Annotated in this window: 9 protein-coding genes; 4 read left to right on the forward strand and 5 right to left on the reverse strand. The window is 34.9% G+C overall.

Annotated elements, in window-relative coordinates:
- Positions 1-343: 343 nt before the first annotated feature.
- From Q0L29_RS09750 to Q0L29_RS09760, 3 genes are read right to left on the reverse strand one after another with little or no spacing between them, the layout of a single operon-like run.
- Positions 344-607 (reverse strand): AAA family ATPase, encoded by a 264-nt coding sequence (locus Q0L29_RS09750; protein WP_296621220.1) that lies wholly within the window; start codon positions 605-607, stop codon positions 344-346.
- A 32-nt stretch (positions 608-639) separates the two neighbouring features.
- Positions 640-1,023 carry a hypothetical protein gene (locus Q0L29_RS09755; RefSeq protein ID WP_296621221.1) on the reverse strand — a complete coding sequence of 128 codons (384 nt, stop codon included), beginning with the start codon at positions 1,021-1,023 and terminating at the stop codon, positions 640-642.
- On the reverse strand, positions 1,023-1,769 hold the full coding sequence (locus Q0L29_RS09760) for a hypothetical protein (RefSeq protein ID WP_296621222.1): 747 nt from the start codon (positions 1,767-1,769) through the stop codon (positions 1,023-1,025). The genes Q0L29_RS09755 and Q0L29_RS09760 overlap by 1 nt, the downstream gene beginning before the upstream one ends.
- Positions 1,770-2,141: 372 nt before the next feature.
- Here Q0L29_RS09760 and Q0L29_RS09765 point away from each other — a divergent pair, with 372 nt between their 5' ends.
- The gene (locus Q0L29_RS09765) at positions 2,142-2,828 is read left to right on the forward strand and encodes a hypothetical protein (RefSeq protein ID WP_296621225.1); all 687 of its coding nucleotides are present in this window, start codon (positions 2,142-2,144) and stop codon (positions 2,826-2,828) included.
- A gap of 7 nt (positions 2,829-2,835) precedes the next feature.
- Here Q0L29_RS09765 and Q0L29_RS09770 read toward each other — a convergent pair whose 3' ends face one another.
- Together Q0L29_RS09770 and Q0L29_RS09775 are read right to left on the reverse strand one after the other, a co-directional pair.
- Entirely contained in the window at positions 2,836-3,693 is an 858-nt protein-coding gene (locus Q0L29_RS09770) for a hypothetical protein (RefSeq protein ID WP_296621227.1), read from the reverse strand.
- A 33-nt stretch (positions 3,694-3,726) separates the two neighbouring features.
- Positions 3,727-3,858, reverse strand: coding sequence for a hypothetical protein (locus Q0L29_RS09775; RefSeq protein WP_296621228.1), 132 nt, complete (start codon positions 3,856-3,858; stop codon positions 3,727-3,729).
- Between the two features lie 104 nt (positions 3,859-3,962).
- Between Q0L29_RS09775 and Q0L29_RS09780 the strand changes: the two genes are divergently transcribed.
- The 3 genes from Q0L29_RS09780 to Q0L29_RS09790 all read left to right on the forward strand — a co-directional run.
- Positions 3,963-4,661: a hypothetical protein gene (locus tag Q0L29_RS09780; protein ID WP_296621230.1), complete on the forward strand. Its 699-nt coding sequence runs from the start codon at positions 3,963-3,965 to the stop codon at positions 4,659-4,661.
- A gap of 601 nt (positions 4,662-5,262) precedes the next feature.
- On the forward strand, positions 5,263-7,119 hold the full coding sequence (locus tag Q0L29_RS09785) for a T9SS type A sorting domain-containing protein (RefSeq protein ID WP_296621232.1): 1,857 nt from the start codon (positions 5,263-5,265) through the stop codon (positions 7,117-7,119).
- 36 nt (positions 7,120-7,155) lie between these two features.
- Positions 7,156-8,814 (forward strand): SpvB/TcaC N-terminal domain-containing protein (locus tag Q0L29_RS09790; RefSeq protein ID WP_296621234.1); only part of this gene is annotated, 1,659 nt, incomplete at its 3' end.

Here is an 8,814-nt window from a genome sequence, read left to right on the forward strand (position 1 = left end):
AGCTTTTCCTATCCCACCTCTAAACAGCGATTTTCTTCCTAAAAATTCCTTACAATAGCCCGCTATTGCTTCAGAATTTTTAGTTGAAACTCACTATTTACAGGCGTTCTGAATCCTAAATTAGAATCGAACTCAGGTTATAAGAAAAATGGTCAAGTTGAGTTCCTCTTACAGGGGGCAAGTTGAGAGTTTGATATATATTGTTCTCTATCCCAAACACTTTTACTAAAAAAAGGCGAAAATGTTCTTCTGGAAGGAAGGGTACAAAATTTAATCTCGTATTGACTAAGACCATTTTGTTCAAATTTGGTTTCACTTCCACCACTAACTTCCGTTTTTAAAGTTAAAGAGGTTGAGTCACTTTTAGTAATTGTAATTTCAATTTTATCCCCGGCAATTTTATTACGTCTTCCTTCAGTAAAACTTGGTGGATTATCTTGTGATAGTAGGCTCTAAATGCTTCATAGATTGTAGATTTACCTGAATTATTGGGGCCTACTATTACAGTTAAACCACTTCCTTCTCTGCCATTAGGTTGACCGAAATTCAAAGTCTGATTATCACTAAAACCACGTAATCCAATTATGTCAATTTTCGAAAAGCCCATTTGATATTTTAAAATTGAGGTGTAAAGAGTATTTAATAATTGATATTAAAGTTATCAGTTTGTTTATCCATCCAATCCAACGCAGTCTGCTCATCTTGTTCAATAGCCATTTCAACTACTTTTTTAGCTACTTCTAAAAGGTGTTCGGATTGCTTTTTGAGTTTGAAACTTTCTTCGACCAACTCAGCTATCTTTTGTTGCTTGCCATAGTCTATTATTGGAACAATTACATTTGCAATTTCAATTACTCGCCAATGCAAAATAATTGAGCCTCCTGCATCTCTTTCAGCTTGCATCTGTACTAATTCAGAATTTAAAACTAAACTTAGGTACTGAGGATTTATTTGTTTTTTATCTTTAACAGTCAAATGCAAAATTGCTCCTGATGTAATGAACTCTGCATCCTCTCTAAGCATTAAGGCAGTGCCAACACTGCCATCTTTTGAAAATAGAATAGTCTCTTTTTTGGTTTTAATGAGTTGATTAACTCATTATTTGCATCACAAAAATCTGATGTCAAATATTTGTCTGGTGTTGAAACTCCCAATTTATCAAAATCTGAAACTCTGATAAAAGGAAAGCCTTGCTCTGCATAATTTGCTGAGCCTGGTTCTATAGACTTTGTGATGTTTACTAAGTTTATCAGCTTATCATGCTTTTTCGATTTTATTCTTTCAATGACTTGCTCATATTTCACTTGATAATACTCTGCATCCAATCTGCCAGAATTACCGAAGGAATCTGAAAAGCTTTTGATGTTTACCGGTTCTTGGCTAAGTTGGAAATTATCTAAGTCAAGCTCTTTAAGTAGGTATTTTTCGGCTTTTTTATAATTATTGATTGAGGCCTCATGTGATGTATATGATGAATTGATTAATTCAGTTATCTTATTACTGAATTCTGAACTGAAAGATGGTATTAAAATTTGATCAAAATCTTCTAAGATTAACCCCGTTTGACCTGTTCCTCTTCTAAATTTTTGTATTTGATTTTGACCAAATTTCGATTTTAAATAAATAGCTAGTAATTCAGGCTTAATTGACTTAGGTCGTAAAATAGCTAGTTTACAGCTGCAAGTCGCTTTCTCTAATTTATGGATTTGATCTTGTGAAAACTGGGTTAGTTTGTAATTGGAATCTTTTAAAATATCAGCTAATATCATCTTTTGATGCTTATTTAATTCTTTAAAACTTGTCTTTTATGGCTACAATTCTTACTATTTATACTAAAATTATAATCTTTACAATGCTAAATTTGTGAGAAGGATACTTAATGTGATGAAAACAAATATTTAGCATCATAGCATTAAATTATAACTAGTAATTAATTACTCTGTAATTGTAAAATACTAAACTAATACGTTTAGTCTGAAAAACTTGAAAATATTGTATATTTCATTTTTACAGGTAAAAAATCTTATCAATAAAAACTACTTTTAATCTTCGAAACTCGACAAAATAAATCGCCACAATTTGAATTCGGTTCAGCTCTGAATGATGCACTCTATGAGAATTTAAGAATAGGTCCCGGCTTTTTGGAGAGGATTAAGCCATTGATTGAGCAAGGAGCTGATATTAATGCTCGAAATTCAAATAAAGAAACGGTTTTTCAGGCTACTATAAGTTATTATAGCAAGTTAGATTTTGATATTGTACGTTATTTAGTTCAAGAGGCTGAAGCAGATATCAATGCGCATGATGATGAGTATGTTTCTAGTTTGTATTCCTTGGTTTTAAGTGAAGACCCAGAGCGTTTGAAATTGTTCTTGGAATTGGGCGCCAACCCTAATACCATAACGCCTGATACTTTTGAGACTGTTTTAGATGATATTGATTCCCTTCATTATAGTAGCTATGAAGTTTTTGGCGAAAAGGAGGAATCCTTTGTTGAAGCAATTGATATTCTAAAAGCGAATGGCGCTAAAAGTGCTCATGAGTTGTTTACAACTGAGCCAAAAGAATACATAGCTGTCAACATGTTTTATCCTACTTTTTTGATTTCTAAATATGGGCAATTGAGGGTGGAGGATTTGACTAGTGCACCTTCAATCCTAAAGGAATTTGAAGTATTGAAAGAGTTGAAGCAACAACATGAGGACATGACTGATGAAAAAATGAAATCATCTTTTTATAAAGAGATTGTGGGGAATCATGTTCGGAAAATTAATGGGTTGTTGGAGGGTTTGGATGTTTTGGAGGGGGTGGAGATTGTTAAGAGTTAAAATTAAACTATTCTTCTCTACGCCTATCCATAATCCAGGCACGAAATGAATTTGATTCAAACCATTTCTTTTGGTTTTTGACGTGTCTAGCATGAGTTTTATTTGATTGATTGTCTGACACTTGTTTTTTCATATCCTGAAAAGCAGCAATCCGTTGACTAATTAACCTACAAACATGAGGTTCTTGCAAAGGAGTTTGAATTGCCTTGAAATGTCTTTCAGTTAGATTAAGTTCGAAAGGTTTCATCATCTGATGATTTAAGCCAGTTACATCATGGAAAAAATAGAATTTAGGAATTCTAAGACTTAAGAAACAAGAATTTTGATCAAACATTAATAAAGGATCTACTGTCCTCAAAAAAATAAAGTTTAGGTCCTTGTAGGCCGGCGGAGCATCTTTAATTTCATCTAAAAGTAATAGATAGTCTGGATTAAGATTCGCTTGAGGTTTGGAGTTGAGAAATTCTGCAAGTTTAAGCCCATATGCTCTGATTTGGTCTATGAATTTGCATTGTAATACTTCCTGTTCTGTTAAACTGTGTTGAATAATTCTCCACCAGATACTACATAGAAAATATCTCAATCGGTTGTCATAGCGAAACTCACTTTCATTTAAATTGTGATTAACAGGCTTAAAAATATTCTCAATAAAATATTTTTCACTTTGACCAAATTTTTGCTCACAATTGCGGCACAGCCAATAGTATTTAAAACCATCTTGAATCGGTATATTCATATTTTGACCACCACGTAGAATGCCAGTGCCAGAGGTCTTTTTTAGCCATTTGTAAATGGATTTAGGTATAACATGACTTTCAAGTAATTCTGAATAATTATCACATAATTTGCAATTGCCTTTTGGCATAATATGAGTGGTGTTTTGCCATTATTTATAAATTCAATCTCCTTTCTTATGCTTGTGCGGTTTAAGAGAAGGAGTGTTTCCCGGAGTATCTTTATTATCCCTCTGACGTCTATCCGGTTTACCTGTAGAAGTCGCTTTTCTTTTTGGCCCTGGCTTGATTCCCATGATTAATATAATTTTGTAAAGTATGATGGAAATTAACTCTTTTTGTATATTAATGCAAATGATTATGTTTGCTTTTTACTTACTGCTAAATCAAAACCTTAAATATGAAATCTAGAATTATCTTTCTTTTCACTTTTTTATTAATTTATTCATGTAGCCCTGGGCCAAGGTCTTTTACCAACTATAATGAAAGTGCAGAGCTTCAGAATAGATTGGCTTACATCAATAGTTTACCATCGACCCTAAAACGTGATTCAATATTTAAAAGCTTGGAACAAGCAGCATTAGCAATACCATCAGACATTTGTTCTAAGGGATTAATAATAAAGGCATTCGATCTGCAAGGTTATTTGGATTATCTGGAGGTTAAAATTCATATAACTGTTGATTCTACACGATATTTGAAAATGAAAGCAAACGATGAATTGATTGCCACTAGTGATGATTTAAGCTTTATTCATAAAGAATTAAAACGAGGTGTTCGCTTTATGCCTAACATTAAAGATAAGCGGGTTGAGCCTTATGGCTACTTAAGTTTAAATCATAAGGAATTTGAGAGAAAATTTGAAGGTAAATATGTGATTAGAGAGGACTACTCTGGCTTGTCAAAAAATAATTTTAGATATGTTCTTTTCTCTATTCATAAATTAGAGGATCAAGATGATGAGATGGCTCTTAGGCAAGATGGCACCATTACTGGTTGGTTTGCTCGCAGAGGTTTTTATATTTATGATAGAGTGACCGGTGAATATTTTAATCTTTTTTATGATTTGAAAGAATTGTATCAAGCTTGTGAAAGTTAGAGGTTTAATTTCAAAAGATATTAGGGGTAATCAATACCCTTGAGGTAAAAAAACTTTCGTGGTTTAAGAGGATTTCGGCAATAGCCCCATCCTTAATCCTGCACCTTAGGAGAAGGAGACACTGAGGAGAGTTGGTTTAAATGGCTGTCACATTATAATAATTAGGAAATTAGTGAGAAATCGTGGTCTAGAAATTCACGGGAAATTTTTTAGGCCAACAAACGCTATCCCACTACTTTATATTTCTTACTACTTGATTGTTAATCTTTAGGATAAGTAATAAAAATAAATAACTATACATTTTTATTACCTAAAAATGCAACTATTAGAACTTTTAGAGTATGTCAATTTTAGAGGTAAACAACTCTATCTTCTCAAAATACTATTTATTTTATGGAAAAGTTTAATATTAGTATATAAAAGGTACTTCAGTGCGAATTTGGAATAAAGACATTAAATAGTGCTTAGGAATTCCATTAGCTTGCAATTTCATATTCGTATAATTCAACCAAATGATAATATGGGAAAAAAATTCTACCCAATTTTTCTTTTTTTTTTAGCAGTTACTAGCTTAAATGCCCAAAATTTTAAATCGCCTGCCTTGTGGTTCAAAGTCAATTCTGATAGCATCAATACAGAATACTGGAATGATTTTAGCGGAAATGAACGACATGCCTTGCTACCTGAAGGGGTGAGTGACAGTATTCATGATATAAATTTTAACCCTGCCCGAAAATTTAATCGAAATGGTTTCGGAGAAATTTCCTACAATCCTGATGGCGTATCAGAACTGATTTTTATGGCAGTTTTTCAGCCTGTGGATACGGCTGAAATGGGCTTGTTAACCTCTAAAAATACTTTAAAAAGAGATTTTTCTTTCAGTACCCAAAGAGCTATCGGACCCGATAGCTTGGTACATCAATTTTCTGAAGGAAACTTAATGCCTCAAATGACTACCGTTACTCAAGTTTGGGAAGATGCTAATGAAAAATCAGAGGATGGCTATCTGTCCTTTCTTGAAGCTAGAAATGATCAGGGGTCTATTGGGTACAATGGTTATTTGGCAGAACTCATACTTTTTGACCAACCTTTAACTTTTCTGGAAAGCTTGCAATGGGAAACTTATCTGGCCATTAAATATGGCATTAGCCTTCACTCGAAAAACTATGTGAGTTCATCGGAAATGGTGCTTTGGGATTTTGAGGAATTTGAAGAATTCGGACATAGAATTACAGGTCTTGGTAGGGATGATCTATTTGGTTTAAATCAACAGAGAAGCGTCAATGTAGAGGATACCTTGACTTTGCTAAAATTTAATGTAGGCAATTTTGATGATACAATAAGTAACACATTTCCGGATCAAAATTTTTGGCTATTTGGAGATGATAATGCAAGCCTGGAAGCTAATAAAGGGACAGGGAAAGACAGTATTTTGACTATTGTGGATAGAAAATGGCTTAATACTACTAATGGAAATCAAGCTAAGACCACTTTTACTTCACTTGCATTAGATTATAAACAATTGCCTAATGACAGCCTTGGTTTTTGGTTGGTCCTCGACCGGAGCGGTCAATCGGATTTTTCAGTAGATGTATTAGAATATATTGAACCGGACAGCATTACAACCGATTCCATTGCGATCTATAATGACATCAACTGGGATGTAGATGGATCAGGACAGGATAATTTCAGTTTTGCTAAGATTCAGGAATTATTTGCAGCTGTGAGAATCGTTGATTTACCCACTTGTACCGATACCCAAAGCGGACTGGTAAGTATAGATGTCATTAAAGGCGATGGACCTTATACATTTGAATGGGTCAGAATGGATGGAGCTGAAGATAAGCTAACAGGCAGCTTTAAGGAAGAATTTGAGATAGATCAATTGGCTCAAGGAGATTATAAATTGACTTTGAAAGATAAGCATGGATTGACCTTTACGCGACATTTCAACTTGCCGCTTGCAAATGATATCCCTGTAAACCTGGGGCCCGACCAAAGAATTTCCGAAGGGGAAGACATTGTGCTGGATGCCTCTGAATTGGTACATGATAGTCTGGATGTTAGTTATTTTTGGGAAGGAAGCTTTGGATTTACTGCCACCACTAAAGAAATAACGGTTTCTGAACCGGGCGCTTATAGAGTTTACGTCACCAACAAAAGCAATGGTTGCGTCTTTGAAGATGATATAGCTATTGAAGGCTCAAATATTAAAAGAATTGGAGTCTATCCTAATCCTGTACTAAGAAACAGTACTTTCAAAGTGAGCATTTCCTTAAGAACGCCCGAAGGTATTGAAGTGAATTTACTGGATGTTAAAGGCAATATTCATCAATCCCTGAGCAAGTCAGGCAAATCCGAATATTTGCTCGATGTCAAGGTGGACCAAGCTGGGCAATATGTCATCATGGTAGTGACTGATAGCGGAACAGAAGCCAAGAAGATCGCAGTATATTAAAAATAAGATTAATTATTCAACTGAATTAAAACCCAAATGACCATAACTTTAAAACCTTTCAAGTCATTACTTTTCATAATCCTGTTCTTGTGGAATAGTCCATTAAAAGCTGATGTCAATACACAAATTATTGAAGGGAGGACCAGTTCAGCTGTAGCCTATATTGGCTTGCATCCTGAAACGCCTTATGATAATCCGGCCGATAATATTTTTCATTTGCAGATTGATCAAGAACTGTGTGGTGATGAGGAAATATGGCTGGAATACGAAACCTATGGGCTTGCTTCTTCTCAGAGTGTAACCAAAAGCATTAACGATGAAAAAGCCTTTGGTGGTCAATTCATTAAGCTTGAAAGAGAATGGAAACTTCAAAGAGAGAAAATCCATCCTGAATGGTTAAAAGAAGGGGATAATGTTATTCGTTTTACCGTTCCGCAAGGAGCACAATATGGTTATAGACTCAGAAACCTTAAGTTAAAAATTGAGGAAGGAAATACCTCTAACCTGACCATTACCAATTTTAACCAGAATGATAATCAATACTATATAAGAGGTTTTGTAAAAGATATTTCCTCTACTTTAAGAATTGAAGGGCAAAATGTAAAAACCTACAATGGAGCTTTTGAGGCTGTTTTAAATAAAATAGGAGAAGATGGGGAAAATAATCTTGTTCATATAACAGTAGAAACAGCTGATGGTACAGTGGATTGTTTTGAATTCGAAGCAGAAGAAAATATTTGTCCTGATTTTACTCATGAAATTTCGGCAGGATTTAGTAAAGCAAGCAGATTTTTTAATATAGGCGAAGGGAGCTTTCAATTTTCAGGGGCAACATTTAGCATACCGGATAGCGCCATTTTAGTCCCAACAGAAGTTTCTATTACGAATCTGCGCTATATCGACATCCCGCCTATGGATGCGGGCATGTACAATGTTACTTCAGGTACTGATGCATTTCGTTTTCTTCCGCATGGCACTCAATTTTATAAAGAAGCCAAAATAGCCTTGCCTATAGATGAAGAACTTATACCAGAAGGCTATACCAAAGAAGATGTAAGGACTTTCTATTTTGATGAGCAGTCTCATCATTGGGTGCCTTTACCAAAAGATACGCTTTTGGCAGAGGAGGGAATGTTGGTTTCCCGTACCACCCATTTTACCGATATGATTAATGGTGTGATACAAGTACCGGAATCACCGGAAGTAAATGCCTATAACTCTACCAGCATGAAAGGCATTAAAGCGGCCAATCCAACGGCAGGCATCAATTTAATGCAACCTCCTTCAGCCAATTCCATGGGAAATGCCAATATGAGCTATCCTATTAATATCCCGGCTGGTAGAAATGGAATGCAACCTCAATTAGCCATCAGCTATAATAATGCTGGCGGAAATGGCTGGATGGGACTGGGCTGGAATCTTTCTATTCCTTCCATTACTATTGACACTCGTTGGGGAGTTCCGAGATATGATGCTTCAATGGAAACTGAAACTTATAGCATGAGTGGGCAGCAATTAACACCGGTAGCGCACAGAGGAATATTAGAAAATAGAGAAAGTGAAAAGCAATTTTTTCCAAGAGTAGAAGGAGGTTTTCAAAAAATAATACGACATGGAGATAGTCCTGAAAATTATTGGTGGGAAGTGACGGATAAGAGTGGTATGCGCTATATTTATGGGGGTGCTGATGGAAGC

This window comes from Marivirga sp. (genome assembly GCF_024636815.1).
Lineage (GTDB): Bacteria > Bacteroidota > Bacteroidia > Cytophagales > Cyclobacteriaceae > Marivirga.